At 67.2% G+C, this 25,802-nt stretch carries 26 protein-coding genes; 19 read left to right on the forward strand and 7 right to left on the reverse strand.

What is annotated here, in order from left to right:
- Positions 1 to 57: 57 nt before the first annotated feature.
- The 4 genes from M9978_RS06550 (at position 58) to M9978_RS06565 (ending at position 3,327) form a co-directional block, all read left to right on the forward strand.
- The gene (locus tag M9978_RS06550; RefSeq protein ID WP_254292488.1) at positions 58 to 285 is read left to right on the forward strand and encodes a F0F1 ATP synthase subunit C; all 228 of its coding nucleotides are present in this window, start codon (positions 58 to 60) and stop codon (positions 283 to 285) included.
- A gap of 68 nt (positions 286 to 353) precedes the next feature.
- A complete protein-coding gene (locus M9978_RS06555) occupies positions 354 to 845 on the forward strand; it encodes a F0F1 ATP synthase subunit B family protein (RefSeq protein ID WP_254292209.1) in 492 nt (163 codons plus the stop codon).
- On the forward strand, positions 838 to 1,392 hold the full coding sequence (locus M9978_RS06560) for a F0F1 ATP synthase subunit B family protein (RefSeq protein ID WP_254292210.1): 555 nt from the start codon (positions 838 to 840) through the stop codon (positions 1,390 to 1,392). The genes M9978_RS06555 and M9978_RS06560 overlap by 8 nt, the downstream gene beginning before the upstream one ends.
- A 75-nt stretch (positions 1,393 to 1,467) precedes the next feature.
- The gene (locus M9978_RS06565) at positions 1,468 to 3,327 is read left to right on the forward strand and encodes a CHASE3 domain-containing protein (protein ID WP_254292211.1); all 1,860 of its coding nucleotides are present in this window, start codon (positions 1,468 to 1,470) and stop codon (positions 3,325 to 3,327) included.
- A gap of 29 nt (positions 3,328 to 3,356) precedes the next feature.
- On the opposite strand, the gene M9978_RS06570 is transcribed toward M9978_RS06565, so the two are convergent.
- Complete coding sequence (locus tag M9978_RS06570) at positions 3,357 to 4,106, reverse strand: class I SAM-dependent methyltransferase (RefSeq protein WP_254292212.1); 750 nt, start codon at positions 4,104 to 4,106, stop codon at positions 3,357 to 3,359.
- Between the two features lie 88 nt (positions 4,107 to 4,194).
- The gene (locus tag M9978_RS06575; RefSeq protein WP_254292213.1) at positions 4,195 to 5,514 is read right to left on the reverse strand and encodes an amidohydrolase; all 1,320 of its coding nucleotides are present in this window, start codon (positions 5,512 to 5,514) and stop codon (positions 4,195 to 4,197) included.
- A gap of 43 nt (positions 5,515 to 5,557) precedes the next feature.
- Here M9978_RS06575 and uvrC point away from each other — a divergent pair, with 43 nt between their 5' ends.
- The 6 genes from uvrC to M9978_RS06605 all read left to right on the forward strand — a co-directional run bounded on the left by uvrC (position 5,558) and on the right by M9978_RS06605 (position 12,506).
- Positions 5,558 to 7,507, forward strand: coding sequence for an excinuclease ABC subunit UvrC (gene uvrC / locus M9978_RS06580; RefSeq protein ID WP_254292214.1), 1,950 nt, complete (start codon positions 5,558 to 5,560; stop codon positions 7,505 to 7,507).
- A gap of 185 nt (positions 7,508 to 7,692) precedes the next feature.
- The gene (locus tag M9978_RS06585; protein WP_254292215.1) at positions 7,693 to 8,646 is read left to right on the forward strand and encodes a polysaccharide deacetylase family protein; all 954 of its coding nucleotides are present in this window, start codon (positions 7,693 to 7,695) and stop codon (positions 8,644 to 8,646) included.
- 5 nt (positions 8,647 to 8,651) lie between these two features.
- A complete protein-coding gene (locus M9978_RS06590; protein ID WP_254292216.1) occupies positions 8,652 to 9,569 on the forward strand; it encodes a GNAT family N-acetyltransferase in 918 nt (305 codons plus the stop codon).
- A 9-nt stretch (positions 9,570 to 9,578) separates the two neighbouring features.
- On the forward strand, positions 9,579 to 10,310 hold the full coding sequence (gene recO, locus M9978_RS06595; protein WP_254292217.1) for a DNA repair protein RecO: 732 nt from the start codon (positions 9,579 to 9,581) through the stop codon (positions 10,308 to 10,310).
- A gap of 49 nt (positions 10,311 to 10,359) precedes the next feature.
- Entirely contained in the window at positions 10,360 to 11,406 is a 1,047-nt protein-coding gene (gene leuB / locus M9978_RS06600; protein ID WP_254292218.1) for a 3-isopropylmalate dehydrogenase, read from the forward strand.
- On the forward strand, positions 11,403 to 12,506 hold the full coding sequence (locus tag M9978_RS06605) for a glycosyltransferase family 2 protein (RefSeq protein ID WP_254292219.1): 1,104 nt from the start codon (positions 11,403 to 11,405) through the stop codon (positions 12,504 to 12,506). Before leuB ends, M9978_RS06605 begins: the two co-directional genes overlap by 4 nt.
- Here M9978_RS06605 and M9978_RS06610 read toward each other — a convergent pair.
- The gene (locus M9978_RS06610) at positions 12,503 to 13,780 is read right to left on the reverse strand and encodes a phospholipid carrier-dependent glycosyltransferase (protein ID WP_254292220.1); all 1,278 of its coding nucleotides are present in this window, start codon (positions 13,778 to 13,780) and stop codon (positions 12,503 to 12,505) included. The genes M9978_RS06605 and M9978_RS06610 overlap by 4 nt on opposite strands.
- Before the next feature lie 45 nt (positions 13,781 to 13,825).
- On the opposite strand from M9978_RS06610, the gene M9978_RS06615 reads away from it, so the two are divergent.
- The 5 genes from M9978_RS06615 (at position 13,826) to M9978_RS06635 (ending at position 17,198) form a co-directional block, all read left to right on the forward strand.
- Positions 13,826 to 15,034, forward strand: coding sequence for a trans-sulfuration enzyme family protein (locus M9978_RS06615; protein ID WP_254292221.1), 1,209 nt, complete (start codon positions 13,826 to 13,828; stop codon positions 15,032 to 15,034).
- A complete protein-coding gene (gene apaG, locus M9978_RS06620) occupies positions 15,031 to 15,429 on the forward strand; it encodes a Co2+/Mg2+ efflux facilitator ApaG/CorD (protein ID WP_254292222.1) in 399 nt (132 codons plus the stop codon). The genes M9978_RS06615 and apaG overlap by 4 nt, the downstream gene beginning before the upstream one ends.
- Positions 15,426 to 16,220, forward strand: coding sequence for a LysR family transcriptional regulator (locus M9978_RS06625; RefSeq protein WP_254292223.1), 795 nt, complete (start codon positions 15,426 to 15,428; stop codon positions 16,218 to 16,220). Before apaG ends, M9978_RS06625 begins: the two co-directional genes overlap by 4 nt.
- Positions 16,221 to 16,300: 80 nt before the next feature.
- Positions 16,301 to 16,633, forward strand: a complete 333-nt coding sequence (locus tag M9978_RS06630; RefSeq protein ID WP_254292224.1) for a TM2 domain-containing protein — start codon at positions 16,301 to 16,303, stop codon at positions 16,631 to 16,633.
- A gap of 31 nt (positions 16,634 to 16,664) precedes the next feature.
- Positions 16,665 to 17,198 carry a GNAT family N-acetyltransferase gene (locus M9978_RS06635; RefSeq protein WP_254292489.1) on the forward strand — a complete coding sequence of 178 codons (534 nt, stop codon included), beginning with the start codon at positions 16,665 to 16,667 and terminating at the stop codon, positions 17,196 to 17,198.
- A gap of 6 nt (positions 17,199 to 17,204) precedes the next feature.
- On the opposite strand, the gene M9978_RS06640 is transcribed toward M9978_RS06635, so the two are convergent.
- Together M9978_RS06640 and parE are read right to left on the reverse strand one after the other, a co-directional pair.
- Complete coding sequence (locus M9978_RS06640; protein WP_254292225.1) at positions 17,205 to 18,506, reverse strand: serine hydrolase; 1,302 nt, start codon at positions 18,504 to 18,506, stop codon at positions 17,205 to 17,207.
- On the reverse strand, positions 18,503 to 20,485 hold the full coding sequence (gene parE, locus M9978_RS06645; protein ID WP_254292226.1) for a DNA topoisomerase IV subunit B: 1,983 nt from the start codon (positions 20,483 to 20,485) through the stop codon (positions 18,503 to 18,505). The genes M9978_RS06640 and parE overlap by 4 nt, the downstream gene beginning before the upstream one ends.
- 151 nt (positions 20,486 to 20,636) lie before the next feature.
- Here parE and M9978_RS06650 point away from each other — a divergent pair, with 151 nt between their 5' ends.
- Complete coding sequence (locus tag M9978_RS06650) at positions 20,637 to 21,467, forward strand: outer membrane protein (protein ID WP_436977170.1); 831 nt, start codon at positions 20,637 to 20,639, stop codon at positions 21,465 to 21,467.
- Positions 21,468 to 21,537: 70 nt separating this feature from the next.
- Here M9978_RS06650 and M9978_RS06655 read toward each other — a convergent pair whose 3' ends face one another.
- Positions 21,538 to 22,206, reverse strand: a complete 669-nt coding sequence (locus tag M9978_RS06655; RefSeq protein ID WP_254292228.1) for a GcrA family cell cycle regulator — start codon at positions 22,204 to 22,206, stop codon at positions 21,538 to 21,540.
- Between the two features lie 58 nt (positions 22,207 to 22,264).
- Between M9978_RS06655 and M9978_RS06660 the strand changes: the two genes are divergently transcribed.
- On the forward strand, positions 22,265 to 23,113 hold the full coding sequence (locus M9978_RS06660; RefSeq protein ID WP_254292229.1) for an ABC transporter permease: 849 nt from the start codon (positions 22,265 to 22,267) through the stop codon (positions 23,111 to 23,113).
- Positions 23,114 to 23,206: 93 nt separating this feature from the next.
- Positions 23,207 to 23,614, forward strand: coding sequence for a hypothetical protein (locus tag M9978_RS06665; protein ID WP_254292230.1), 408 nt, complete (start codon positions 23,207 to 23,209; stop codon positions 23,612 to 23,614).
- Between the two features lie 39 nt (positions 23,615 to 23,653).
- On the opposite strand, the gene M9978_RS06670 is transcribed toward M9978_RS06665, so the two are convergent.
- Entirely contained in the window at positions 23,654 to 24,376 is a 723-nt protein-coding gene (locus M9978_RS06670; protein WP_254292231.1) for a hypothetical protein, read from the reverse strand.
- Between the two features lie 173 nt (positions 24,377 to 24,549).
- On the opposite strand from M9978_RS06670, the gene M9978_RS06675 reads away from it, so the two are divergent.
- A complete protein-coding gene (locus M9978_RS06675; protein WP_254292232.1) occupies positions 24,550 to 25,746 on the forward strand; it encodes an aspartate aminotransferase family protein in 1,197 nt (398 codons plus the stop codon).
- Positions 25,747 to 25,802 lie beyond the last annotated feature (56 nt).

Below are 25,802 nucleotides of genomic sequence, written 5' to 3' on the forward strand. Positions count from 1 at the left end.
GTACCCAACTACCAACAAATCTGAAGCAGGAGTTTTACAATGGAACCGACCAGCATGATCAGCCCGGAAGCGGCGAAGCTCATCGGCGCGGGCCTTGCGGCGATCGGCGCCGGCATGGCCGCGATCGGCGTGGGCAACGTCTTCGGCTCGTTCCTCGAGGGCGCGCTGCGCAATCCGGGTGCGGCTGACGGCCAGCAGGGCCGCCTGTTCATCGGCTTCGCGGCCGCCGAGCTTCTCGGCCTGCTCGCGTTCGTCGTCGCGATGATCCTGATCTTCGTCGCGTAAAAGCGTTTCCGGTTCGGGCCGGTGCAGCCGTTCAGTGCTGGGCCGGCCCGCAACAGGACAGGAATGAAATGCCTCAAATTGCGCAACTTGCGGCGACCTGGGCCTCACAGCTGTTCTGGCTGCTGCTGACCTTCGGCATCGTCTATTTCTTCATCGGCCGGGGCATGGCGCCCAAGGTGCAGGCCACGGTGGATCAGCGCGACAAGACCGTCGCCGACGATCTCGCCGCTGCCGAAGCCGCGCGTGTCGCTGCCGACGCCGCCGAAGAGACCTGGCGCGGGCATGAGAATGCGGCGCGCGAGGCGGCGCAGAAGAAGCTCGCCGAAGCGCGCGGCAAGGCCGCCGCGGCGACCGAGAAGCAGCTCGCCTCGGCGAACGGCGAACTCGACGCCAAAGTGAGCGAAGCGGAGGCGCGCATCGCCGCGGCTTCGCAGGCCGTGCAAAGCGAGATCGAGGCGGTTGCCGCCGAGGCCGCGCAGGACATCGTCGCCCGGGTTTCCGGCGCGAAGGTGACGGCGGCCGAAGCGAAGACGGCAGTGAAGGCGGCGATCAATGGCTGAGGAAACCACGGCAGGAACCGCCGCCGAAGGCGCTCCGGTGCATCACGCCGAGCCGGCAGTGTTCGGCGTGCTCGACGCGACCGTGTGGGTCAGCATCGCGATGGCGTTGTTCATCGTGATCCTGCTCTGGAAGAAGGTGCCGGGCCTCATCGCCCGCGGCCTCGACAAGCAGATCGCAGCGATCAGGTCGCGGCTCGACGAGGCCAAGGCGCTGCGCGCAGAAGCCGAGGCGCTGCGCGACGAATATGCGCGCAAAATCGCCAGCGTCGAGGCGCAGGCGGCCGAGATGGTCGCGCATGCCGATGAGGAAGCCAAGGCGCTGATCGCCAAGGCCAGGCAGGACGCCGACGAGCTGGTCAGGCGTCGCGGCAAGATGGCCGAGGACAAGATCGCCGCGGCCGAGCGCGCCGCGCTCGACGATATCCGTGCGCGCACCGCCGATGCGGCGGCGAAGGCGGCGGCGTCGATCATCGCGCAGAAGCACGATGCCGGCGCCGACAAGGCGCTGGTCGATCGCACCATCGCGGGGCTTTCGCGGCTCAACTGAGGCTTCGGCCTTAACGCGCTGAAAAGGACGGGCCGGCCTTGCCGCGCCCGTCTTTTTGCTTATTGGCTTGAGGTTATGGGGGAAACCCGACGCGACCTTGGCCTTATCGCGCTGACCATCGGCTTCGCCATCGTGGCGGCGGCCGTCGTCGGTGTGCTGTTGATGTTCAACGCGCATCAGAAGGCGCAGCGGGGCGTGCTGCATACGCTGACCGTGCAGGAGACGCTGAGCAGCACGCTGTCGCACCTGCAGGACGCCGAGACCGGCACACGCGGCTATTACATCACGCGCGATCTGGAATATCTGCGGCCCTATATCAACGGACGCCGCGGGCTGACGCGGGATCTGAGGGAGCTGCCCGGGCTGGTGGCCGACAATTCGGTGCAGGTCTCGCGCGCGTCCGCGCTGGCGCAATGCATCGGTGAGCGCGTCGAAACGCTGGAGATCGGCATCGCCGATGCGCGCGCCGGGCAGTTCCAACGGTCGCAGGAGCTGGTGCGGTCGGGCCGCGGCAAGCGGCAGATGGACGAATGCCGCACGCTGGTCGCGCAGATGAAGGGCGAGGAGCAAAGGCTGCTGGTCGAGCGCGATGCCGAGCTCAAACGCTGGTCGAACCGGCTGACGATATGGCTGGTGTTCGGCGGGCTCTCGATCTTTGCGCTCGCCTGGTATGCCACGCAGGATGCGCGACGCCGGGCACGCGCGGCGATCGAGGCCGGTGACGCGTTGCTCGCGACCAACCGCGCGCTGACCGAGGAAGCCGAGAACCGCGCCGCCGCGGAGGCGCAGGTGCGGCAGATGCAGAAGATGGAATCGATCGGCCAACTGACCGGCGGCGTCGCACATGATTTCAACAACATGCTCGCGATCGTGATCGGCAGTCTCGACATGGCGCGGCGGCGGCTCGCCAGTGATCCCGACAAGGCGCGAGAATGCGTGGACAATGCGATGGAAGGCGCCGAGCGCGCCGCGCAGCTGACCTCGCGGCTGCTCGCCTTCTCGCGCCAGCAGCCGCTCGCGCCCAAGCCGGTCGATGCCAACAAGCTGGTCGGCGGCATGTCGGAAATGCTGCGGCGGACGCTGGGCGACGACATTCGCATCGAGACGGTGCTGGCGGGCGGGCTGTGGCCGGCGTTCATCGATGGCGCGCAGCTCGAGAACGCCTTGCTCAACCTTTGCGTCAACGGTCGCGACGCGATGCCCGGCGGCGGGCGGCTGACGATCGAGACGACGTGCACGCATCTCGACGATTCCTATGCCGCGACGCATGCCGAAGTCGTGCCGGGGCAATATGTGATGGTCTCCGTCACCGATACCGGCACCGGCATGCCGCCCGAGGTGATCGAGCGCGCGTTCGATCCCTTCTACACCACCAAGGGCGTGGGCAAAGGAACGGGCCTCGGATTGAGCCAGGTGTTCGGCTTCGTCAAGCAATCCGGCGGGCATGTGAAAATCTATTCCGAGCCCGGCTTCGGGACGACGGTGAAGCTCTATCTGCCGCGCCATTTCGGCGAGGCGGAGACGGCTGGCGTGGCCGATCGGGGCGTGACCGACCTGCCGCGGGCGAAGCCGGACGAGATCATCCTGGTGGTCGAGGACGAGGACCGCGTGCGGCATATGTCGGTCGATGCGCTACGCGAACTCGGCTATGTCGTGGTGCAGGCGGTCGATGCCAACCAGGCGCTGACCGTGCTGGAGATCCAGCCGCGCATCGACCTGCTGTTCACCGATATCGTGATGCCTGACATGAATGGCCGCATCCTGTCCGACCGCGCGCGCGAGAAACGGCCGGACCTGAAGGTGCTCTACACCACCGGCTATACCCGCAACGCGATCGTGCATAACGGCATGCTCGACCATGACGTGGCGTTCCTGGCCAAGCCGTTCACGATCCAGCAGCTGGCGGTGAAGGTGCGGGAAGTGCTGGATGCCTGACCGCCGCTGAACGGTTGGGGCAATTGCCGTCAGTTCCCGCGCGGCTTCACGAACTTGAACACGAACTGGTCGGTCTTGCCGCGGATCGAGGCGTCGAAGACGCTGGCGGTGCGCGGGTCGGCGGGGTTGCGCAGCAAGTCGAGCTTGCCGGCATAGCGGAAGCCGGCCTGTTCGATCAGCCTGCGCGCGACTTCCGGATCGATGCGATGGATGGCGTTGGGCGCCTTGTTCTCAGGGTCCGCATTGGCGACGTGATCGACCACCAGCAGCACGCCGCCGGGCTTGAGCGAATTGTAGAGTTTATTGGTGATCGCTTCGCCCGCGCCCTTGGGGAAGGCGGCGAGATAGAGGTCGTGGTAATTCTGGACCGTGACGATCGCGTCGAGCGGCTCCGGAAAGGCGAATTGTGCGAAGCCGTCGCTGATCGGAACCGCGTTGGACAGGCCCGCGACCGCCGCCTTCTGTTCGTCGCCATAGGCGGCGCGGAACTTGATGAACTCGGCGGGCTGATAGGCATAGACCTTGCCCTTTGGCCCGACCAGCGGCGAGAGGATGCGAGTCCAGTAACCGCCGCCCATCACGAAATCGCCGACCTTCTGCCCCGGCTTGATTCCGGCGAAGGCGAGGATCTCGCCCGGCTTGCGCGCGGCGTCGCGGGCCTTTTGGTCGGCGGGGCGCGAGGCGTCGGCGAGTGCCGCGGTGATCGCCGGCGTGGCCTTTTGCGCGGCGAGCGGCGCGGCGGTGGCGAGCAGGATGGCGGCGGCGATCTTGAGTTTCATGACGTCTCTCCCCTTGTTGCGCCGGATGCTATGGCCGCGCGCTACCGGTAACAATCGCGCTTCGACCAACGCCGTTTGCAGGTCGCGGCTACTTCTTGAGCAGATCGAGCACCGCGACGGTCATCGCCTGAGTCCCTAGCGTAACCGACGGTTTGGGATCGATGCGGAAGAAGGGCGAATGGTGCGCGGGCACCGGCTTTCCGCCATTCTTGGCCGCGTCGATGTCGGCCTGCGGCGTGCCGCCGACGACGAAATAGGCGCCGGGGACCTTGAGGTCCTTCTGGATGAAATAGGCGAAATCCTCCGCGCCCATGCCTTCGCGCTCTTCGAAGAACATGATGTTCTCGCCGAAGCTGCTGGTAAACGCGCCGCGCACGCGCCTGGTCAGCTCGGGATCGTTGAGCGTGACCGGGGTCGATTCGAAGCCGACCCTGACGGTAGGCAGTCTGTCCTCGGGCAGGCCGTTCATCCGGCCGACATTGGCGGCGATGCGCTTGATGCCCTCGAGCAGCTTCTTGCGCGTATCCTCGTCGTCGGAACGGACGGTTAGCTGGAGGTCGGCCTTGTCCGAGATGATGTTGTGCTTGAAGCCCGAATGGAACGAGCCGACGGTGACGACGCCGGGCTTGAGCGGCGCGATTTCGCGGCTGACCAGCGTCTGCAGCGCCATCACGATCTCCGCGCCCATCACGATCGGGTCCTTGCCCTGATGCGGCGAGGCGCCGTGGGTGCCGACACCGTGAATGGTGATGTCGACGCTGTCGGACGAGGACGAGCTGATGCCGGGTTCGAGCGCGAGCCTGCCGGTCGGGATGCCGGCGGTGACGTGGAAGGCGACGGCGAAATCGGGCTTGGGGAAGCGGGTGTAGAGGCCGTCCTCCAGCATCTTGCGCGCGCCCCCGATGCGCTCCTCGGCGGGCTGGACGACGAAGACGATCGTGCCTTTCCAGCGGTCCTTCATTTTGGCAAGCTGGCGCGCGGTGCCGATCATCGCGGTGATGTGCACGTCATGCCCGCAGGCGTGCATCACCGGCTTGGTCACGCCGTCAATATCGACCTGCGTGACGGCGGAGGGCCAGGGGACGCCGCTGTCTTCCTTGAGCGGGAGTCCGTCCATGTCGGCGCGGACCAGCACCACCGGGCCGGAGCCGTTGCGCATGACCCCGACGACGCCGGTGCCGCCGACCTTCTCGGTCACCTCGATGCCCCCGACCGCGCGCAGCTCCTTCGCCATGATCGCGGCGGTGCGGGTCTCCTTGAACGAGAGTTCGGGGTTCTTGTGGAAGTCGATGAACAGCTTTTCGAGATGCGCGGCATAGTCGGCCTCGACCGCGGGCGCGAAGTCCGGGCCGGCAAGGGCTGGGGCGGCGATGAGCGATGTGGCGAGCAGGGCGGCGAGCAGGCGCATGTGACGAGTCCCCCGTGATTGTTGCGCAGGCTACCAGATGGAAATGCGGGCGCAATCCGCCTACATGGCTGGCGTGACGTCCGATCCCAATTCGCCCAACCGATTCAACGAGGAAAGCGCGACTTACGCCGTGCGCGGATCGGAGACGCCCGATCTCGACGCGGGCGTGGCGGCGATCCGCAACGTCCTCAAGACGCTGCCGGTGCGACCGGGCGTGTACCGCATGCAGGATGCGCGCGGCGACGTGCTGTATGTCGGCAAGGCGCGGGCGCTGAAGAACCGCGTCGCTAATTATACCCAGCCCGCCAAGCTCTCGAACCGGTTGCGCCGGATGATCGCGCAGACTCGGTCGATGACGGTGGTGACGACCAACAACGAAGCCGAGGCGCTGCTGCTCGAGGCGCAGCTGATCAAGCGCTTCCGGCCGGCCTACAATGTGCTGCTGCGCGACGACAAGTCGTTCCCCTACATCCTGCTGCGCGGCGATCACGCCTTTCCGCGGGTGCAGCTGCATCGCGGGGCGCGGCGGGTGAAGGGCGATTATTTCGGGCCGTTCGCGGGCGCGGGGCAGGTGCGCAAGACACTGAACGCGTTGCAGAAATTGTTCCTGCTGCGCTCGTGTACCGACGGCTTCTTCAACACGCGCGACCGGCCGTGCCTGCTCTACCAGATCCGCCGCTGCTCCGCCCCGTGCGTCGATCGCATCGACGCGGCGGGCTATGACGAGCTGGTTAGCGACGCGCGCGACTTCCTGTCTGGCAAATCGACCAAGGTACAGGCGAAGCTCGGCGAGCAGATGCAGGCGGCGTCGGCGAATCTCGATTTCGAGCAGGCGGCGGTGATCCGCGACCGCCTGAAGGCGCTGACCTTCATTCAGGGGAGTCAGGCGATCAACGCCGAGGGGGTGGGCGACGCCGACATCTTCGCGCTGGCGTGCAAGCAGGGGGTGATGGGCATCCAGGCCTTCTTCATCCGCGGCGGGCAGAATTGGGGGCATCGCGCCTTCTTCCCCGCGCACACCGCCGAGGTGCCCGAGGACGAGGTGCTGAGCCAGTTCCTGATGCAATTCTATGAGGAGGTGCCGCCGCCGCGCACCGTGCTGATCGACCGCGAGCTGGCCGAGGGGCCGGTGCTGGCCGAGGCGCTGGCCGAGCGCGCTGGGTTTAGGGTCGAGCTGTCGCGCCCGCAGCGCGGCGCGCGGCGCAAGCTGATGGAGCAGGCGCAGCGCAACGCGGTCGAAGCGCTCGACCGGCGCATGGCCGAATCGACGACGCAGGCGAAGATCCTGCGCGACATTGCCGACCTGTTCGGACTGGCCGAGCCGCCGGACCGGATCGAGGTCTATGACAATTCGCACATTCAGGGGACGAATGCGGTCGGCGCGATGATCGTCGCCGGGCCGGAGGGTTTCCGCAAGGGACAGTACCGCAAGTTCAACATCCGCAGCGCCGCGACCGACGACGATTTCGCGATGATGCGCGAGGTGTTCACTCGCCGCTTCAGCCGCGCGCAGGAGGAGGACCCCGACCGCGACAAGGGGGTGTGGCCCGATCTGGTGCTGATCGACGGGGGGCGCGGACAGCTCAATTCGGCGCGCGCGGTGCTGGAGGAACTGGGCATCGAGGATGTCTGCCTGGTCGGCGTCGCCAAGGGGCCGCATCACGGGCGCGAGGGGCGCGAGGTGTTCCACCTGCTCGACGGCAGCGAACGCATGCTCCCAGTCAACGCGCCGGCGCTGTTCCACATCCAGCGGCTGCGCGACGAGGTCCACCGCTTCGCGATCGGCGCGCACCGCGACAAGCGCGCCAAGGCGATCACCGCCAGCCCGCTGGACGAGGTGCCCGGCATCGGCCCGGCGCGGAAAAAGGCGCTGCTGATGCATTTCGGCACCGCCCGGGCGGTGCGCGGCGCGAGCCTGGAGGATCTGAAGAAGGCGCCGGGGGTGAGTGCGGCGGTGGCGCAGCAGGTGTATGATTTCTACCATGCACAGTGATGTAATCCTCCCCCGCCAGGGGGAGGTGGCAGGCTTAGCCTGACGGAGGGGGAGGATTCCAGAACGTCGGTTGGTGAGTCCTCCCCCTCCGTCGCCTTCGGCGCCACCTCCCCCTGGCGGGGGAGGATTGAGGGCAGCTCGGCACGATTTGGGATTTCTTCATGGGCGTAGGATAATCCGCGGCCATGCCGACTCGCGTTTTCCTGACCGTCGATACCGAGCTGATGTGGCGTCATCATGCCGCCGGGCTGGATATCGATGCGGTCGCCGGGCGCTCGCTGGAGCCGGCGGGGGTGGGCGTGGGCTATCAGCTGAAGCTGCTGGCCGAGCATGGGTTGAAGGCGACCTTCTTCGTCGATCCGATGCCGGCGGTGGCTTATGGGCTCGAGCCGATCCGGCGCGTCGTCGGCGCGATCCGTGAGGCGGGGCAGGAGGTGCAGTTGCACCTTCACCCCAATTGGGCGGCGGCGAGCGACGAGGACCGCACGGCGGCGGCGTCGTTCGAACTGATCGACTTCACCTTCACCGAGCAGCGCGAGCTGATCCGCGCGGCGTCGGACCTGCTGGTCGCGGCCGGGGCGCAGCGGCCGATCGCGTTCCGATCGGGCAGCTATTCGGCGAGCGACGATACGCTGGCGGCGCTGGCCGAACTCGGCATCCGCTACGACAGCAGCCATAACGGCTCGGAACATCCCTGGCCGAGTGCGATCAACCTGCCCGAGCGGCAGATCGCGCCGGTCGAGCATCGCGGCGTGATCGAGGTGCCGGTGACGCTGATCGAGGACAAGCGCGGGCATTTGCGGCATTTCCAGATCTGCGCGCTGTCGACCACCGAGATGCGCGACGCGCTCGATCATGCGGTGCGGTGCGGCCATGCCGCGACGACGATCGTCAGCCACGGCTTCGAGCTGGCCAATCGCGCGGGCACGCGGCCCAATGCGATCCATGTCCACCGCTTCGAGGCACTGTGCCGCATGCTGGCGGAACGGCGCGGGGCGATGGTGACGAGCCATTTCGCCGAGCTGCGCGACCTGCCGCTCGGCCGCGATGACCAGCCGCTCGGACCGAGCCTGATCCGCACCGGCATGCGCCAGGCGCAGCAGCTCTGGTCGAATCTGGTCGCCGAGCGCGCAGCGTGACCACCATGACCGCGCCGCGGCCAACCGCGCTCAGCTTCCAGATCGGTGCACGAACACTGATGGCGGTCGAGCGCTCGCTGGTGCGCGTGCCGGTCAGCCTCGACGAAGCGCGCGAGGGACGGTTGCCGGTGCTGCCGCCGCTGCCCGATGCGGCACATGGCTATGTCGTGACCTCGCTGCCCGAAGAGCGGCTCGACGCGATGGTCTACGCCTCGGGGCGGATGATCGGCTTCGTGCGGCAGCGCTACACGCGCTATCATGCCGATCTGACGGGGAGTTTTGACGGCTATCTTGCGGCGCTGTCGGGCAATGCGCGGCAGGGTGTGCGGCGCAAGGCCAAGAAGGTGGCGCAGGCATCGGGCGGGACGCTCGATGTGCGGCGGTTTCGCACGGCTGACGAGCTGGCGGCGTTCCACGAGATCGCGCGGGGGATCGCGCGCCGCACCTATCAGGAAAAATTGCTGGGCGAGGCGTTGCCCGATGCGCCGGAGTTCGTCCGCTACATGCTGGCCAAGGCGGCGGCGGACGAGGTGCGGGCGTGGCTGCTCTACGTCGGCGAAACGCCGGCGGCCTATCTCTACTGCCCGGCGCAGGGCGACACGCTGATCTATGAATTTGTCGGGCACGATCCGGCGTTCAACGAGCTTTCGCCGGGCGCGGTGTTGCAGATGGAGGCGTTTCGCGACCTGTTCGAGGAGGGCCGCTTCGCGCGCTTCGACTTCACCGAGGGCGAGGGGCAGCACAAGCGGCAATATTCGACGGGCGGGGTGCCGTGCCTCGACCTGCTGCTGTTGCGGCCGACCGTGGCGAACCGCGTGACCACCGCCGCGCTGGGCGGCTTCAACCGCGCCGTGGCGGGCGGCAAGGCGCTGGTCGAAGCGGCGGGGGCGGCGAAGCTGGCAAGGAAACTGCGGCGCGGCTAAGCCCGCGTGATGCACCTCAACGCGCAAGCCATCGTTCTCGCGATCCGGCCGCATGGCGAATCGGGGGCGATCGTGCGCGCGCTGACTGCCGAGGCGGGGATGCTGGCGGGCTATGTGCGCGGCGGACGTTCGCGGCAGCTGCGGCCGGTGTTGCAGCCGGGGAATGTGATCCTGGGCGACTGGCGCGCGCGGACCGAGGAGCAGTTGCCGGCGCTGACGGTCGAGCTGATCCACAGCCGCGCGCCGATGTTCCGCGAGCCGCTGCCGGCTGCGGCGTTCGAATGGGCGACCGCGCTGACCGCGGCGGTGCTGCCCGAGGGGCAGGCCTATCCGCAGGTCCATTCGGCGCTGGGCGGCATGCTCGATGCGGTCGAGGCGGCGCCAGCGGCGCGCGGATGGGCGGTGGCGCTGGTGCGCTATGAATTGCTGGTGCTGGCGGCATTGGGATTCGGGCTGGATCTCGACCGCTGCGCGGCGACGGGGACGAACGACGATCTGGCGTTCGTCAGCCCGAAGAGCGGGACGGCGGTGAGCCGGTCGGGGGCGGTTGGCTATGAGGCGAAGTTGCTGCCGTTGCCGCGCTTCGTGCTGGCGGGCGGCGCGGCGGCTTGGGACGATATCCTCGACGGCTTACGGCTGACGGCACATTTTCTGGAGCGCGATTTGCTGCATGGGCGGACGGCGGAAGTGCTGGCGGCGCGCACGCGGCTGATCGATCGGCTCAAGCGGGCAGTTGCGTGAACGTCATGATCCGGTAATGCGCGCGGCAAGCTGAGTGGGTGGAGTGAAAATGCCGCTGATCGCAATTCTTCCCGGCGACGGGATCGGACCCGAAGTCACCGCCGAGGCGCGCCGCGTGCTCGATGCGCTCGATCTGGGCCTCGACTATGAGGAAGCGCCGGTCGGCGGCGCGGCCTATTTCAGCGACGGGCATCCGCTGCCGGCGCGCACGCTCGAAGTAGCGAAGCGCGCCGATGCGCTGCTGTTCGGCGCGGTCGGCGATCCGCGCTGCGACAATCTCGAGCGGCATCTGCGGCCCGAACAGGCCATTTTGGGCCTGCGCAAGGAGCTGGAGCTGTTCGCCAATCTGCGCCCCGCGCGGCTGTTCCCGGGGCTGGAAGACGCCTCGGCACTCAAGCCCGAGGTCGCGGGCGCGATCGACATGGTGATCATCCGCGAGCTCAACGGCGATGTCTATTTCGGCGAGAAGGGCATGCGGACGACCGCGAGCGGGCGTCGCGAGGGGTATGACATCATGTCGTACAACGAGGACGAGGTCGCCCGCATCGCGCGCGTCGGGTTCGAGACCGCACGGGTGCGCAACAAGAAGCTGTGTTCGGTCGACAAGGCCAATGTGCTGGAAACCTCGCAGCTGTGGCGCGACGTGGTGATCGAGGTGTCGGCCGAGTTCCCCGACATCGAGCTGACGCATATGTATGTCGACAACGCCGCGATGCAGCTGGTGCGTAATCCGGGGCAGTTCGACGTGATCGTCACCGGCAATCTGTTCGGCGACATCCTGTCCGACCAGGCGAGCATGTGCGCGGGTTCGATCGGCATGCTGCCCTCGGCGGCGCTGAATGGCAGCGGCAAGGGGCTGTACGAACCGATCCACGGATCGGCGCCTGACATCGCCGGACAGGGCAAGGCGAATCCGTGCGCGACGATCCTGTCGGCGGCGATGCTGCTGCGCTATTCGCTGGGCATGGATGCGGCGGCCGACCGGATCGAGGCGGCGGTGACGGCGGCGCTGGTGAGCGGCGCGCGGACGCCGGATCTGGGCGGATCGCTGACCACGCGCGAGATGGGCGATGCGGTGCTGAAGGCGCTTGCGTGAAGGCTGACTCGCTCGAACTGGCGGTCGTTGTTCCGACCTTCAACGAGCGGGCCAACGTGCCGATTCTCGTGGCCGCGCTCGACAGGGCGTTGGCCGGCCGGCGCTGGGAAGCGATCTTCGTCGATGACGACAGCCCCGATGGCACCGCCGAGGCGGCGCGCGAACTTGGGCGGATCGATCCGCGCGTGCGGGTGATCCAGCGAATCGGGCGGCGCGGGCTGTCCTCGGCGACGATCGAGGGGATGTGCGCCACCGCCGCGCCGCACGTCGCGGTGATCGACGGCGATATGCAGCATGACGAGACGCTGCTGCCGCAGATGCTCGATGCGTTGCAGGGCGACGCGGGGCTCGACGTCGCGATCGGGTCGCGCTTCGTCGAGGGCGGCGGAACGGGCGAGTGGGATCGCGACCGAGTCGCTAAATCGGCTTTTGCTACAAGACTTTCGCGTAAAATCCTCAAAGCCGATCTGAGCGATCCGATGAGCGGTTTCTTCATGATCCGCAGCGACGTGGTGCGCGGGATCGTGCCGCATCTGTCGGCGATCGGGTTCAAGATCCTGCTCGACATCATGACCGCGAGCGCAAGGCCGCTGAAGTTCGTCGAGCTCGGCTATGTCTTCCGCACGCGCGTCGAGGGCGAGAGCAAGCTCGATCATGTCGTGGCGATGGAATATCTGATCGCGCTGTATGACCGCATGTTCGGGCGCGTGGTGCCGGTGCGGTTCGTGATGTTCTCGGGCATCGGCGCGCTAGGAGCGGGGGTGCATTTCGGGGCGCTGTGGCTGTTCTACCGGCTGTTCGGCTACAGCTTCCTCACCGGCACGATCGTCGCGACGTTGGTGGCGATGACGTTCAACTTCTTCCTCAACAATGCGCTGACCTATCGCGATGCGCGATTGAAGGGTTGGCGGCAACTGCTCGACGGCTGGATCGGCTTCTGCATCGTCTGCTCGGTCGGCGCGGTCGCCAATGTCGGCGTGGCGGCGTTCCTGCATGACGTGCAGCAGCAGCAATGGGCGCCGGCGGCACTGGCCGGGATCGTGGTGGCGGCGGTGTGGAACTTCGCGCTGTCGTCGCGCTTCGTGTGGGGAAGATACTAGGCCCAGCTCGGGATCCAGATCCAGCGCTCGAAGCCGCGGTCGCTGGCGAGCGGGAGTGCGGCGAGGGTGGGGTAGAAATAGGCGAACAGCGCGACGCAGAGAACGAGGAACCAGTCGTCGCGCTGCTTCACGCTGTCGCGCCAGTGATGGAAGGCGACCGCCAGGACGATGCACAGGATGATGCTGGACAGATAATAATAATAGAAGAAACCTAGCGACTTGGGGATGATTGCCCAGATTCCGAGTGAAAAGGTCCAGAGGATGGCGACGGCGAGCGGGACGCCGGCCTTCTGCCTGATGCCGGCCCACCAGCAAGCCAGCACCGCGACCAGCCCGCCCCACAGGATCGCGGGATTGCCGATCAGCAGCACGCCGCGCACCGCGCCCTGATCGGGCTCGTAGAAATACCACATCGGACGGAGCATCAGCGGCCAGCTCCACCAGCTCGACTGGTAGTTGTGCGGCGCGAGGACCTGAGTCTGGAGTTCCCACATTTCGAGCTGGAACGGGATCAGCTTCGCCAGCGTCAACGGGTTCTGGGCGTAGAAGAAGGCGGGTGCGAAGGTGAGGAAGTAGAGCGGGATGCTGATCCCGCCGAGGATGGCGAGGCCGGTCAGCCAAGGCATGCCGCCGAACCGGTCCGGGTGGCCGCGCCGCAGCCACAGGAAAGCGATCGCCGCGAAGGCGACATAGGGCACGGCCGCCCATTTCACAGCTACCGAAGCGCCGAGCAGCGCCGCGGTGACTGTCCATGACGTCATGGCGGCGCCGCGCCGGGTGCCGTGCATCGCGTTGACGAACGCAACCGCCGCGCAGACGAGAAATGCCCCCATGAACACGTCGAGCATGCCGATCCGCGCCTGCACGAACACCATCTGCCCCAGCATCGTGAACAGCGCCGCGAACAGCGCCGGGCGGGTGGCGCGGGTAAGCGCGAGAGTGAGGACGTAGACGCCCACCACCGTCGCGGTGCCCGCCAGCGTCGACAGCGCGCGCCAGCCGATCGGATTGTCACCGAAGATCAGCATGCCGAGCGCGATCAGCGACTTGCCGAGCAGCGGATGTTCGGGGTTGGCGGCGTGCGACAGCGCGATCAGCACGCGCGCGGCGGTGACGTAATGCACCTCGTCGAAATTGAGGATGCTCGGGCGGTTCAGGCCGATGGTGAAGAGCAATTGCGCGGCGATCCCGATCAGGATGGCGAGCAGGATCGGGCGTTCTTCGAGGCGGTCGAGCATCGCGGCGGGGATAGCGCAGCTTGGCGGGCGCGTCATCCGCTCCCCTTGCGTGATCGCCGCCAAGGTTTAGAGGTGCGCGCCATGAAGCGCCGTACCGGACAAGACCGTAGCGTCACCCAGAACTGGAAGCCCGCCACGCTGGCGATCCGCGGGGGAACCGCGCGCAGCGAATGGGGCGAGACGAGCGAGGCGCTCTTCCTGACCTCGGGCTATGCCTATGACTGTGCCGGGGACGCCGCTGCGCGTTTTGCCGGCGAGCAGGCGGGCATGACCTATTCGCGGCTGCAGAACCCGACGGTCGAGATGCTGGAGCAGCGCATCGCGTTGCTTGAAGGCGCCGAAGCGTGCCGCGCCACCGCGAGCGGCATGGCGGCGATGACCGCGGCGCTGCTGTGCCAGTTGCAGAGCGGCGACCATCTGATCGGCGGACGCGCGGCGTTCGGCTCCTGCCGCTGGCTGACCGACACGCTGCTGCCCAAATTCGGCATCGAGACGACGGTAATCGACGCGCGCGATCCGCAGCAGTTCGCCGATGCGATCCGGCCCAATACCAAGGTGTTCTTCTTCGAGACGCCGGCCAATCCGACGATGGACGTCGTGGACTTGCAGGCGGTGTGCGACATCGCGCGGGCGCGGGGCATCACGACGGTGGTCGACAATGCGTTCGCGACGCCGGCGTTGCAGCGGCCGCTGGAGTTCGGCGCGGATGTGGTGGCTTATTCGGCGACCAAGATGATGGACGGGCAGGGCCGCGTGCTCGCCGGCGCGATCTGCGGGACCGAGGATTTCATCGTCAACACGCTGCTGCCCTTCCACCGCAACACCGGACCGACGCTGAGCGCGTTCAACGCCTGGGTGGTGCTCAAGGGGCTGGAGACGCTCGACCTGCGGATCAAGCGGCAGAGCGAGAATGCGATTCGGGTCGCGAGCTTCCTCGAAGGCCGCGTGCCCCGGGTGAACTTTCCGGGGCTGCCGAGCCATTCGCAGCACAATCTGGCGATGCGCCAGATGGACGCGGCCGGGCCGATCTTCTCGATCGAACTCGACGGCGGGCGGACGCAGGCGCACGGCCTGCTCGACGCGCTCGGCCTCATCGACATTTCGAACAATATCGGCGATTCTCGCTCGCTGATGACTCACCCCGCTTCCACCACCCATTATGGCGTCGCGCCCGAACAGCGCGCGATCATGGGCGTGGGCGAGGGGATGCTGCGGCTGAATGTCGGTCTGGAAGACCCCGAAGATGTCATCGCCGACCTCGATCAGGCGCTGACGGCGGTCGGGCTGTGAAGGCGCTGTTCGGCGAGGAGGCGATCACGCGCGACATCACGGTGCGCGTGTCGGTGAGCTATCTTCCCGAACAGTCCGAGCCGGACCGCGGGCGCTGGTTCTGGGCCTATCACATCCGCATCGAGAACGGCTCGCACCAGGCGGTGCAGCTGCTGACGCGCCACTGGATCATCACCGACGGGCGCGGGATGCGCCACACGGTCGAGGGCGAGGGCGTGGTCGGCGAGCAGCCGATGATCGCGCCGGGATCGAGCTATGACTATGTCTCGGGCTGTCCGCTGGCGACGCCGACGGGGTCGATGCAGGGCAGTTATGAAATGGTGGGGGCGGACGGGATGACGTTCGACGTGGCGATTCCGAAATTCGCGCTGCACGCGCCGGCGGTGGCCGAATGAAGCGCACGCATCTTCCCCTCAATGGCCTGCGTGTGCTCGACGCGGCGGCGCGGCATCTGTCATTCACGCGCGCGGCGGACGAGCTGGCGGTGACTCCCGCGGCGGTCGGCCAGCAGATTCGCGCGCTCGAGGACACGCTCGGCGTGGTGCTGTTCCGGCGCACGACCAAGGGACTTGAGCTGACGCCGGAGGCTGAGGCGGGGCTGGGCGCGCTGCGCGCCGGCTTCCTGCAGTTCGAGGAATCGGTGCGCGCGATGCAGGCGGGGCAGTCGAGCAAGTCGCTGACCATCGCCGCGCCGCGCGACCTGACCGAGAAATGGCTGATGCCGCGGCTCGCGCAGATCGCGCAGGGCGATCCCGAGCTGCGGTTCGTGCTGGTGTCCGCGGATGAGGCGATCGACTTCACCGAAGCCAATCTCGACCTCGCGATCCGCTGGGGCGAGGGACCGGGCGAGCATGAAGGCGAGGCGCTTGAGAGCGACGGCATGGTGACCGTCGGCAAGCCGGGGTCGCGCGCCGAGACGCCGATCACCTGGCCGGGCTGTGTCGCCGAGGACGGCGCCGCGCTGGTGCGGGTGGGCGATGCGGGCCTCGCGCTCGACGCCGCTGCCGAGGGGCTGGGGCGCGCGACCGTGCCCGAACTGCTGGCGCGCGACGATATCGCGGCGGGACGGATCGTGGTGGTCGGCGAGCCCAAGCCGGCACGGCATGGCTATTGGATGGTCGCGCCGCTGCCGCAATGGCGCCAGAAGAAGGTCAAGACGCTGGTCGAGGCGCTTGGCGAAGCTTAAGGGGCGCCGAAGCGTGACCGTTGCATTTCCAATGCTTTGATGATTGTCTTCAGACTCCTGACGGCATTGGGGGATGGGGCATGGACGCAACGGAACGGTCTGAACTGGTTCGCTCGCAGCTGATGTACGATGCGAGCCGCAAGTCGGCGGGCATCGCCTATGTGCTGTGGTTCTTTCTCGGCTGGCTCGGCGGGCATCGCTTCTATCTCGGCCGGACTGGCACCGCGGTGGCGCAGCTGTTGCTGTCGATCGTCGGCTGGCTGACCTTGGTGTTCATCGTCGGGATCTTCATGCTGGCGGGCGTAGGCATCTGGCTGCTGGTCGATGCGTTTCTGATCCCCGGCATGATCCGCGAGCATAATATGAAGCTGGCGAGCGACCTGACCGGCGGCCCGGTTCGGCTGGAAGTCTGACCCCGGCATTGCGCGGGCGCGGCCGTTGAGCGTGCGCGAGACGGTGGTGCTCGTGACGCCGCGGCTGATCCTGCGGCCGCGGCGGGTGGAGGATGCGGATGCGATGTTCGCGGCCTATTCCGACGCGGAGCTCATGCGATATTGGTCGGGACCGCCGCACAGCGATCCGGCGCAGACCCGCGCCGAATTCGAGCAACGTTCGCACGATCCGGCATGGCGCAGCTGGGCGATCACGCTGAAGGGCGACGACACCGCGATCGGCATGCTCGCGGCGGGCGAGAAGCGGCAGGGCAACGTCACCGAACTCGGTTACATGCTGTTGCGCGATCATATGGGCGGCGGGATCGCGCGCGAGGCGGTGAGCGCGCTGATCGACCGCATCTTCGCCGAGGGGCAGCGCAAGGTGTTCGCCGACACCGATCCCGACAATGCGGCGTCGCGCGGGTTGCTGGAGCGGCTTGGGTTCAAGCTGGAAGGCTATCTGCGCGCCGAATGGGAAACGCATATCGGCGTGCGCGATACGACGATCTATGGCCTGCTGCGCGAGGAATGGCGCGGCAGCTGACCGCGCCTAGCGCGCCGCCACCGTCGCAAGCAGGCGATTCATCAGGCTGGCGAAGGCGAGGTTATCGACCTGCCCGTCCTGCCGCGTCCAGCCGCCGGTCACCGCATACCAGTTGCCGGCCTTGGTCTTGACCAGGAAGCTGGCGAAGATGACCCCGGGCTCCGATCCGCCCTTGAACCCGGCATAGTCGAACAAGGCGGCGCTGGGCGTGCCGGGGTTGATCGCCAGAATGTCGAGCGCCTGCTCGCCCCCATTGCGCCGCAGCCAGTCGAGCACGCGCGCCATGTCGCCCGCGCTGGCGAACCATTCGACCTGTGGCGCCAGCGGCTTGTCGCCGAACATGCCGGGCTCGACAGCCGTCGCGGCGATCCGCGCGGCGTTGTCGCGCAGGATGCGGCGGCGGCCCTCGGCACCGGCCTGCGCCCAATTCGCCACCAGCGCGGCGTTGGCCGGCGCCTTGAGCCGGAACAGCTCGATCGTGCTGAGCACGGGCAAGGTCGCCTGGGGATCGGCGACGCCGGTCGCCGTGACCATCGCCTCGACCTGTTCGCGGCCCAGCCGATGCAGCAGCGTGTCCGTCGCGGTGTTGTCGCTGATCGAGATCATCTGCGCGGCCAGCGTGTGCAGCGTCACCGGTGCGCCTTTCGGCCAGCGCTGCATGACGCCGGACGGCAATGAGCGTTCGCCGAGCGGGACGATCTCGCTCCATGTGCGCAGACCAGCGCGGGTCTGGCGCGCGGCCTCCGCCAGAATCCACAGCTTGAAGGCGGACCCGATCGGCATGGACTCGCTCGCCGCGAGCTCGCTGACCGTAACCGGTCCGCCGGGCGCCAGCGCATAGACACCGAAGGACGCTTTGCCGGGGAGCTTGCGAAAGTCCGCGGCGATCCTGACCGCGCTGTCGCCGCGCGGATCGATCGAACGGATCAGCAGGCCGGTGACCTTGTGCGGCGCGGCGGGGTCGGCGACGAGATGAATGTTCGCGACGCTCTTTTCGAAGCCGAGCTTGACGTCGGCCGCATAGGGTGCGGCAGCGATGACCGTCTCCACCTTAACCGGCGGGCCGTGCTGGGTCTTGATCTGCGCGACCAGCGCATCCCAGCGCGAACGCGGGATCGTCGCCTTGAAGCCATCGGCGAAATAGGCTTCGAAATCGCCATTTCCGTTGAGCATGGTGGCAAGCCCGGCGATCCGCGCCTCCAGCCCCGCAGCCGGCTGGATCGCGGCGGGGGTGGCGTCGGGCGTCTGTGCGTGCGCCACCGCGGGCCAGGCCGTGAGCAGCGCCAGCACGAGGCGCCACGGCGTCATGCGTCGATCGCTTCCTCGTCCAGCCGCGCGGCATTCTCCTGAATGAAGGCGAAGCGGTGGGCGGGGTTGGTGCCCATCAGGCGATCGACGAGATCCTTCACGCCGGCGCGCTCCTCATATTCCTGCGGCAGGGTGATGCGGATCATGCCGCGCGTCTTGGGGTCCATCGTGGTTTCGCGCAGCTGGCCCGGGTTCATCTCGCCAAGCCCCTTGAAGCGCGACACCTCGACCTTGCGGCCCTTGAACGGCCCGGCCTCGATCTCGGCGCGGTGCGCGTCGTCGCGGGCGTAGAGCGACTTGGTGCCGGCGGTGATGCGGTAGAGCGGCGGTTGCGCCAGATAGAGGTGCCCGCGGCGGACGATGTCGGGCATTTCCTGAAAGAAGAAGGTCATCAGCAGCGTCGCGATATGCGCGCCGTCGACATCGGCGTCGGTCATGATGACGACGCGCTCGTAGCGCAGATTGTCCGCCACGCAGTCCTTGCGCGTGCCGCAGCCGAGCGCGAGGATCAGGTCGGCGATTTCGGTGTTGGCGCCGATCTTGGCGCTGGTGGCGGAGGCGACGTTCAGGATCTTGCCGCGGATCGGCAGGATCGCCTGAGTCTTGCGGTCGCGCGCCTGCTTGGCGCTGCCGCCCGCGCTGTCGCCCTCGACGATGAACAGCTCGGTGCCCTTGGGATCGTCGGCGGAACAGTCGGTGAGCTTGCCGGGCAGGCGCAGCTTGCGGCCGCTGGTCGCGGTCTTGCGCTTGACCTCGCGCTCCTGCTTGCGGCGCAGGCGGTCGTCCATGCGCTCGATCACATAGCCGAGCAGCGCCTTGCCGCGGTCCATGCGGTCGGCGAGGAAATGGTCGAAATGGTCGCGCACGGCCTTTTCGACGAGCGCGGTCGCCTCGCCCGAGGTCAGGCGGTCCTTGGTCTGCGACTGGAATTGCGGCTCGCGGATGAACACGCTGAGCATCAGCTCGCTGCCGACCATGATGTCGTCGGCGGTGATGTCCTTGGCCTTTTTCTGGCCGACGAGATCGCCGAACGCGCGGATGCCGCGCACCAGCGCCTGACGCAGCCCCTGTTCGTGCGTGCCGCCATCGGGGGTGGGGATGGTGTTGCAATACCAGCTGTAGCTGCCGTCGCTCCACAGCGGCCAAGCGACCGCCCATTCGACGCTGCCCTGCGAGTCGGGGAATTCCTGCCGGCCCGAGAAGAATTCGGCGGTCGCGCCCTCGCGCGTGCCGAGCTGTTCGCGCAGATGGTCGGCGAGGCCGCCGGGGAACTGGAACACCGCTTCGGCGGGCGTGTCGTCGGTGATGAGCGAGGGATCGCACTTCCAGCGGATCTCGACCCCGGCGAACAGATAGGCCTTAGAGCGGGCGAGCTTGTAGAGGCGCGCGGGCTTGAAGTGCAGTTCAGGCCCGAAAATCTCGGGATCGGGGGTGAAGGCGACCGAGGTGCCGCGGCGGTTGGGGGTGCCGCCGAGATGTTCGAGCGGGCCGAGCGTCTGGCCCTGGCTGAAGCGCTGGCGGTAGAGCTGCTTCTCGCGTGCGACCTCGACCACGGTATCGACCGACAGCGCGTTGACCACGCTGACGCCGACGCCGTGCAGGCCGCCCGACGTCGCATAGGCCTTGCCGGTGAACTTGCCGCCCGAGTGAAGCGTCGAAAGGATCACCTCGAGCGCAGACTTGTCGGGGAATTTGGGGTGCGGATCGACCGGGATGCCCCGGCCATTGTCGACCACGGTCAGGCGGTTGCCCGGCTCCAGCTCGATCTCGATCCGCGTGGCATGGCCGGCCACCGCCTCGTCCATCGCATTGTCGAGCACTTCGGCGGCGAGATGATGCAGCGCGCGCTCGTCGGTACCGCCGATATACATGCCGGGGCGGCGGCGGACGGGTTCGAGCCCCTCCAGCACCTCGATCGACGAGGCGTCGTAGCTGTTGTCGGGCGTGGCGGAAGAGGGCTGGAACAGATCAGATGCCATGGTCTGTTGCTATATCGTTCCGCCGGGTTGGAGCAAGCGCCGCTGTTGCTGCAAAGCAACATGATGCGCGTTTCCGATTGATCCAGGGAAAGATCGCGGCGGTGAGCCGTTATCCGGCCTGCAATCATATCGGAGCTTTCCCAACATGCGTATGCGTACCCTGCTGGGCGCCACTGGCGTCCTGACCCTTTCGCTCGCCGCCATGCCGGCCCTGGCGCAGGATTCGGCCGACGAACCGGCCTTTGACGGCGTCTATATCGGCGGCTCGTTCGGCCGCAGCGTACAGAATAACGATATCGGCGAGACGATCCTGTTCGACCGCGGTTCGAACGGCAGTTTCGGCGAGACGATCACCACGCCGGCGGGCGCCAATGCCTTTTCGCCCGGTTTCTGCAACGGCGCCGCGACCTCCAACCTCAACAACAGCTGCGCCAACGACAAGGACGGCTACGAATATTACGCCCGGCTCGGCGCGGACCAGCAATATGGCAAATGGGTGATCGGCGCGGTGGCGGAGTTCGGCAAGTCGAACGTGCGCGACAGCGTGTCGGCGTTCAGCACGACGCCGGCCTTCTACACCATGACGCGCGAGATCGACTGGAACGCCGCGCTGCGTGCGCGCGCTGGCTATGTCGCGGGGCAGAGCACGCTGTTCTACGGCACGTTCGGCGGCGCCTATGCCAAGATCGACCGCAGCTTCACCACCGGCAACACCGCCAACAGCTTCACGCTGAACGACGATGACGATGCGTTCGGATGGCAGGCGGGCGGTGGCGTCGAGCAGAAGTTCGGTCGCAACTTCTCGATCGGCCTCGAATATCTCTACAGCCGCTACAATGACGGCGATGGCCGGGTGCGCGTCGGGCAGGGCACGGCGGGTGCGACCAATCCGTTCGTGCTGGCCGGCGGCGCCGACTTCGCGCGCAGCGACAGCAAGTTCGCCTTCCACGCCATAAGGCTGACCGGCGCGGTCAGCTTCTAACCCGGACCCTGACAACGAAAACGGCCGGCGGAGCGATCCGCCGGCCGTTTTTCATTTCAGTGCACGCGGGTCAGCGAACGCGCGGGCCGCCATAGGGCAGCGGCGGCGGCGGACGGCGGTCACGGCGCGGCAGCTGCGCCTGATAGGCGTGGCCGCAATGGTCGACGCAATAGGGGAAGCCCGGGTTCACCTTGGTGCCACAGAAGTGGAAGTCGGGCTCGCCCGGGTGGCCCAGCGGCCATTTGCAGATGCGGTCGTTGAGGTCGAGCAGGCTGGTCTTGCCCTCGATCTCCTTGCTCGGCTTGGCCGGGACGAGGCGGCGCGGCGGGGCGGGGGTGATCGGGGGCGACTGTTCGCCGGGGTTCTGGCGGACGAAGCCGCCGGGGCCGACCGAGCGCAGCACCGGCGCGTCGGGGCGCGGCGTTGGGGCGGCGGGCTCGTCGGCATCAGGCTCGACCGCGCGCGGTGCGGCAGCGACCGGTGCGGGCTTGGGAGCCGGCGCGGGTTCAGGGCGCGGCGCCGGGGCAGGGGCCGGCGTGACAGCGGCGGGTGCGGCGGCCTTCGCCTCCGGCGCGTTGGGCTTCACCGGCGAGGGGCGCGAGGCGAGGCCCAGCCGGTGGGCCTTGCCGATCACCGCGTTGCGGCTGACGCCGCCCAATTCCTCGGCGATCTGGGTGGCGGTGAGGCCGCTGTCCCACATCTTGCGCAGCGTCTCGATCCGTTCGTCGGTCCAGCTCATTCGTCGTCCTCAATCAATCCCGTTGCGGGTCCGCGTGGGAGCCTTTACCCGGCCAGACATGGCCGAACAACACCCCGCGCCCGATACGCAGCTTGCCGCCCCCGGCGTTCCGGTGATCCGCAACATCAATTGGGGAGGCTTGTCGACCCTTTATGTGAAGGAGGTGCGCCGTTTCTTCAAGGTGCAGCTCCAGACGATATGGGCGCCGGCGGTGTCGCAGCTGTTGCTGCTGGTGGTGTTCACCACTGCTCTGGGCGCGCGCGGCGAGGTTTCGGTGGGGGGCGTCAACGTGCCGTTCGGGACGTTCATCGCGCCGGGGCTGGTGGTGATGGGGATGCTCAACAACGCCTTCGCCAATTCGAGCTTCTCGCTGCTGGTGGGCAAGATCCAGGGCACGATCGTCGATTATCTGATGCCGCCGCTGTCGACCGGCGAGCTGCTCGCGGCGCTGTGTGGCGGGGCGGTGACGCGGGCGTTTTGCGTCGGCGGGGCGGTGTGGCTCGCGATGCTGCTGTTCCTCGGCAGCGTGATGGTGCCGCAGCATCTGTTTGCCGTCTTGTGGTTCGGGCTGTTCGGGTCGCTGATGCTGGCGTTCCTCGGCGTGATCACCTCGATCTGGGGCGAGAAGTTCGATCACGCCGCGGCGGTCACGAATTTCGTGATCGCGCCGCTGACCTTGCTGTCGGGCACCTTCTATTCGGTCGACCGGCTTTCGCCCGCGTTTCAGACGATCAGCCATTTCAACCCGTTCTTCTATGTGATTTCGGGCTTTCGCTACGGCTTTCTCGGCGTCAGCGACGGTTACGTCTCGATCTGGACCGCCGGGGGCATCGTCGTGGCGATCGACGCGGTGCTGGGCGTCGTCTGCTATCTGCTGTTGCGCAGCGGGTGGAAGATCAAGAGTTGATCCGCAGGCTGAACGGCTGCTGTCAGCCGCGTTCAGCGCCAATTCGACTCGGCCCCGCTATCCCGGTCACATCGACTGAGGAGGCGATGCCCAATGCGTAAGATGATGATCGGACTGGCCCTCGCGGCCTCTACCCTTGCCGCCGTGCCGGCGACCGCCCAGAGCTGGGGCGACGGCTATCGCGGTGACCGCTATGGCGACCGTTACGACGACCGCGGCGGCTATGGCTATGGCCGCGATACGCTGCGCCGCGCGCAGATGATGCTCGACCGCGCGATCCAGCGCCGCGATATTTCGCAGCGCGAGGTCTATTACTACCGCAACGAGCTCAACCGGCTGTATCAGCTCGACGCGCGTTTTCGCCGTGACGGCTATTCGCGCTGGGAGCGTGAGCAGATCGAGAACCGCGCCGAACAGCTGATCCGCCGCCTGCGCGACGAGCGCCGCGACGGCCGCTGGGACGACCGGCGCGGCTATGACGACGATCGCTGGGATCGGTAAGTAACAAGGGCGGCGCGGGACGGTGTTCCGCGCCGCCTGCTATTTCTCGAGTTTCGCGGCCAGGCGCCGCAATTCCCCTGCCGGATCGTGAGTGATCGGATCGCCGTGACTGACGATGATTCGGCGCAGATCGGGCAGCGCGGCCCATTCCCGCATCTGTGCGGCGAGCGCCTTCGGGTCGTCGATCATCATGCGGCGGATGACGCGCGGCACTTGCGGCCGCTTGACGCCGAACCCCATCAGTCGCGCCATGATCTTTGCGCCGAGCCCGTGCGGGTGGCGGACATGGCCGATCGAATCGTTGACGATCAGCGTGGTGCCGCTGGCGCGGTGCACCCGTAGCGCGAACTCGTCCGTCTTCTGGTCGATCAGGTCGAAGGCGATGGCCAGGTCGCCGATGATGTCGTCGGTGGCGTCGACCGCGACGACCTCCGCCACCGCCTGACGCGCCTTGGGCGGGGCGATGACTTGCATCTCCGGATAGCGTTGCTTCCAGATTTTTGCGTCGAGCCGGTGCGCGCGGTTGGGGACGATCAGGAATTTGGGCGGCCCCAGCGCCTCGATCCGCGCCATTTCCGGCTCGTGAAGCGCGATCGCGCTCCAGATCACCGTGCCGCCCTCGGCCAGCGCGATCACCGTCATCCGCCGCGGAAAGCGGCCGAGCGGCATCACGATCTCACCCGGAACGGTGAGGATGCCGTCGTCGATTTCCTCCAGGACCCCGTGCGGCATGACCTGCCATCGTTCGAGCGCGTCGGGCATGGGCGACCTCCTTGCCGCCCAACGCGCTGCGCCGGTAACGGTTCAGCGCCGGGTGTTGACGCTCATGGTCCCTGGCGGGTAGATGCGCGCTCCGGGCGGTCCGGTTGGGCCGCCTTTGTCGTTTCCGGAGTAAAACGCGCACCATTCGCGCCCAAGCAAGGAGGAGCAGTTCGATGTCGATCACCCCGCTCATGCCCGTTTACCCACGGTGCGATGTGCGTCCGGTGCGAGGCGAGGGCTGCTGGCTGGTCGGCGAGCGAGGCGAGCGCTATCTCGATTTCGCGGCGGGGATCGCGGTGAACGCGCTCGGCCACGGCCATCCGCACGTCACCAAGGTGCTGCAGGACCAGATCGCGACGCTGATGCACGTCTCCAACCTTTACGGTTCGCCGCAGGGGGAGGCGCTGGCGCAGCGCATCATCGACAATTGCTTCGCCGACACGATCTTCTTCACCAATTCGGGCGCCGAAGCGGTCGAGTGCGCGATCAAGACCGCGCGCCGCTATCACTACGTCAACGGCCAGCCCAACCGCACCAAGCTGATCACCTTCAAGAATGCGTTCCACGGGCGTACGATGGGGGCGATCTCGGCGACCGATCAGCCCAAGATGCGCGACGGGTTCGAACCGCTCGCGCCGGGCTTCGACTATGCCGCGTTCAACGACCTCGAAGGCGCGCTGGCGCTGGTCGACGAGAATACGGCCGGCTTCCTGGTCGAGACGGTGCAGGGCGAGGGCGGGATGACCGCGGGCACGCCCGAATTCATCCGCGGGCTACGCAAGGCGTGCGACGAGCAGGGCATGCTGCTGGTGCTGGACGAAATCCAGTGCGGTTACGGGCGCACCGGCAAGTTCTTCGCCTATGAGCATTACGGCATCACGCCCGACATCATGACCGTGGCCAAGGGGATCGGCAACGGCTTCCCGCTCGGCGCGTGCCTCGCGACCGAGGAAGCGGCCAAGGGCATGGTGTTCGGCACGCACGGCTCGACCTATGGCGGCAATCCGCTGGCGATGGCGGCGGGGATGGCGGTGCTCGACGTGATGCTCGAGGACGGCTTCTTCGAGCGCGTCGAGAAGACCGGCGAGCGGCTGCGGCAGGCGCTCGAGCAGCTGCTGCCCAATCACGATGCCTTGTTCGAGGAGATCCGCGGCAAGGGGCTGATGCTGGGCATCAAGCTCAAGGAGCCGGCGGTCAGCCGCGATTTCGTGGCGCATCTGCGCGACAATCACAGGCTGCTGACGGTCGCGGCGGGCGACAATGTGTTCCGCCTGCTCCCGCCGCTGGTGATCGAGGAAGATCATATCGCCGAGTGTATCGAGCGACTGAGCGCCGGCGCGCGCAGCTATGCGCCGCTGACCGATGATTGATCCGGATGGATTGGACTGACCGTTCGTGTCGAGCGGAGTCGAGACACATTGTCCCT

It is taken from the genome of Sphingomonas tagetis, from assembly GCF_024211275.1.
GTDB lineage: Bacteria > Pseudomonadota > Alphaproteobacteria > Sphingomonadales > Sphingomonadaceae > Sphingomonas > Sphingomonas tagetis.

What these genes read in the sequence shown, in the direction of transcription:
- M9978_RS06555 (WP_254292209.1), top strand. Translation starts at nt 354, where the DNA reads ATGCCTCAAATTGCGCAACTTGCGGCGACCTGGGCCTCACAGCTGTTC.
- M9978_RS06560 (WP_254292210.1), top strand. Translation starts at nt 838, where the DNA reads ATGGCTGAGGAAACCACGGCAGGAACCGCCGCCGAAGGCGCTCCGGTG.
- M9978_RS06565 (WP_254292211.1), top strand. Translation starts at nt 1,468, where the DNA reads ATGGGGGAAACCCGACGCGACCTTGGCCTTATCGCGCTGACCATCGGC.
- M9978_RS06570 (WP_254292212.1), bottom strand. Translation starts at nt 4,106, where the DNA reads ATGAAACTCAAGATCGCCGCCGCCATCCTGCTCGCCACCGCCGCGCCG.
- M9978_RS06575 (WP_254292213.1), bottom strand. Translation starts at nt 5,514, where the DNA reads ATGCGCCTGCTCGCCGCCCTGCTCGCCACATCGCTCATCGCCGCCCCA.
- uvrC (WP_254292214.1), top strand. Translation starts at nt 5,558, where the DNA reads ATGCGGGCGCAATCCGCCTACATGGCTGGCGTGACGTCCGATCCCAAT.
- M9978_RS06585 (WP_254292215.1), top strand. Translation starts at nt 7,693, where the DNA reads ATGCCGACTCGCGTTTTCCTGACCGTCGATACCGAGCTGATGTGGCGT.
- M9978_RS06590 (WP_254292216.1), top strand. Translation starts at nt 8,652, where the DNA reads ATGACCGCGCCGCGGCCAACCGCGCTCAGCTTCCAGATCGGTGCACGA.
- recO (WP_254292217.1), top strand. Translation starts at nt 9,579, where the DNA reads ATGCACCTCAACGCGCAAGCCATCGTTCTCGCGATCCGGCCGCATGGC.
- leuB (WP_254292218.1), top strand. Translation starts at nt 10,360, where the DNA reads ATGCCGCTGATCGCAATTCTTCCCGGCGACGGGATCGGACCCGAAGTC.
- M9978_RS06610 (WP_254292220.1), bottom strand. Translation starts at nt 13,780, where the DNA reads ATGACGCGCCCGCCAAGCTGCGCTATCCCCGCCGCGATGCTCGACCGC.
- M9978_RS06615 (WP_254292221.1), top strand. Translation starts at nt 13,826, where the DNA reads ATGAAGCGCCGTACCGGACAAGACCGTAGCGTCACCCAGAACTGGAAG.
- M9978_RS06625 (WP_254292223.1), top strand. Translation starts at nt 15,426, where the DNA reads ATGAAGCGCACGCATCTTCCCCTCAATGGCCTGCGTGTGCTCGACGCG.
- M9978_RS06630 (WP_254292224.1), top strand. Translation starts at nt 16,301, where the DNA reads ATGGACGCAACGGAACGGTCTGAACTGGTTCGCTCGCAGCTGATGTAC.
- M9978_RS06640 (WP_254292225.1), bottom strand. Translation starts at nt 18,506, where the DNA reads ATGACGCCGTGGCGCCTCGTGCTGGCGCTGCTCACGGCCTGGCCCGCG.
- parE (WP_254292226.1), bottom strand. Translation starts at nt 20,485, where the DNA reads ATGGCATCTGATCTGTTCCAGCCCTCTTCCGCCACGCCCGACAACAGC.
- M9978_RS06650 (WP_436977170.1), top strand. Translation starts at nt 20,637, where the DNA reads ATGCGTACCCTGCTGGGCGCCACTGGCGTCCTGACCCTTTCGCTCGCC.
- M9978_RS06655 (WP_254292228.1), bottom strand. Translation starts at nt 22,206, where the DNA reads ATGAGCTGGACCGACGAACGGATCGAGACGCTGCGCAAGATGTGGGAC.
- M9978_RS06660 (WP_254292229.1), top strand. Translation starts at nt 22,265, where the DNA reads ATGGCCGAACAACACCCCGCGCCCGATACGCAGCTTGCCGCCCCCGGC.
- M9978_RS06665 (WP_254292230.1), top strand. Translation starts at nt 23,207, where the DNA reads ATGCGTAAGATGATGATCGGACTGGCCCTCGCGGCCTCTACCCTTGCC.
- M9978_RS06670 (WP_254292231.1), bottom strand. Translation starts at nt 24,376, where the DNA reads ATGCCCGACGCGCTCGAACGATGGCAGGTCATGCCGCACGGGGTCCTG.
- M9978_RS06675 (WP_254292232.1), top strand. Translation starts at nt 24,550, where the DNA reads ATGTCGATCACCCCGCTCATGCCCGTTTACCCACGGTGCGATGTGCGT.